This window comes from Sandarakinorhabdus oryzae (genome assembly GCF_009733735.1).
Lineage (GTDB): Bacteria > Pseudomonadota > Alphaproteobacteria > Sphingomonadales > Sphingomonadaceae > Sandarakinorhabdus > Sandarakinorhabdus oryzae.
The window spans coordinates 1-1,638 of record NZ_WNJP01000305.1; the positions used below are offsets into that span (position 1 = coordinate 1).

The 1,638-nt window shown below is 70.6% G+C and carries 2 protein-coding genes; both read left to right on the forward strand.

Translation table 11 applies throughout. From position 1 onward, the window contains the following. On the forward strand, nt 1–1,210 hold a 1,210-nt coding region (locus tag GJ693_RS15855), incomplete at its 5' end, for a glutamate-5-semialdehyde dehydrogenase (protein ID WP_156257197.1). After that, nucleotides 1,210–1,638 (forward strand): nicotinate-nucleotide adenylyltransferase (locus GJ693_RS15860; protein WP_156257198.1); only part of this gene is annotated, 429 nt, incomplete at its 3' end. The genes GJ693_RS15855 and GJ693_RS15860, both read left to right, overlap by 1 nt.

Genomic DNA, 1,638 nt, shown 5'->3' on the forward strand with positions numbered 1-1,638 from the left:
GGCCCTGCCGGCGCTGGCCGCCGCGTCCACCGCGCAGAAGGCGCTCGCCATCCGCACGGCGGCGGCGGCCATCCGCACGCGCTGCGATGCCTTGCTGGCTGCCAACGAAGATGATGTGACCGCGGGCAGGGCAGGCGGCCTTTCGGCCGCCTTGGTCGATCGGTTGGCTCTCGATGCTGGCCGGGTGGAGGGCATTGCCGCCGGGTTGGATACGGTGGCCGGCCTGGCCGATCCGGTGGGCGACGTGATCGCGCGCTGGTCGCAGCCCAACGGTCTCCAGTTCGAACGCGTCCGCGTGCCGTTGGGTGTGATCGGCATCATCTATGAAAGCCGGCCCGGCGTGACGGCGGACGCCGCCGCCCTGTGCCTGATGGCCGGCAACGCCTGCCTGCTGCGCGGCGGTTCGGAAGCCGCGCGGTCGAACGCCGTGTTGCTCGATTGCGTGGCAGACGGCCTGCGCGAGGCCGGCTTGCCGGCAGCGGCCGTGCAGATGGTGCCCGCCGGTGACCGGGCGCTGGTTGGCGACATGCTGGCGGCGCACGGCCTGATCGACGTGATCATCCCGCGCGGCGGCAAGGGGCTGGTGGCGCGCGTGCAAGCCGAAGCGCGGGTGCCGGTGCTGGCGCATCTCGATGGCATCAACCATGTCTATGTCGATGCCAGCGCCGATGCCGATAAGGCGGAGGCGATCGTCATCAACTCCAAGCTGCGCCGCACGGCGGTGTGTGGGTCGATGGAAACGCTGCTGATCGATGCCGCGGCGCCGAAGGCGCTCAAGCGCCGGCTGGTCACCGCGCTGCTCGACCATGATTGCGCTGTGCGCGGCGATGCCGCCGTTCAGCAGCTTGACCCCCGGGTGACGCCGGCCACGCCTGAGGATTGGGACACCGAGTATCTCGACGCCATCGCCAGCGTGGCCGAAGTCGTTGGCGTCGACGGCGCCATCGTCCATATCGCCGCCCATGGCAGCCAGCACACCGACAGCGTCGTCGCCGAAGATGCGGCCGTCGCCGAGCGCTTCCTCGCTCGCGTCGATTCGGCCATCGTGCTGCACAATGCCTCCACCCAATATGCCGATGGCGGCGAGTTCGGTTTCGGCGCCGAGATCGGCATTGCGACCGGCCGCCTGCACGCCCGCGGCCCGGTGGCGCTGGAGGGCCTGACCATCTTCAAGACCATCGTGCGTGGCAGCGGCCAGGTGCGGCCCTGATGGCCCGCATCGGGCTCCTGGGCGGCAGCTTCAACCCGGCGCATGACGCGCATCGGCATATCAGCCTGGTGGCGCTGCAGCAGTTGCAGCTGGATCAGGTGTGGTGGCTGGTCTCGCCCTTGAACCCGCTGAAATCGGCGGCCGGCATGGCGCCGCTGGCGAAGCGGGTGGCGAGGGCGCAAGCGGTAGCCCGCCATCCCCGCATCAAGGTGACGGCGCTGGAGCACCGGCTTGGCACCCGCTTTGCCGTCGATACCGTGGCGGCGTTGCAGCGGCTTTATCCGCAGCACCAGTTCGTCTGGCTGGCAGGCAGCGACATCGTGGCCGAGCTGCACCGCTGGCGGCGCTGGCGGGATTTGCTGCGCGCCATCCCGCTGGCGGTGGTGCCGCGCCCGGGCGTGTCGCTGCTCGGCGCGCCGGCGGTGGGC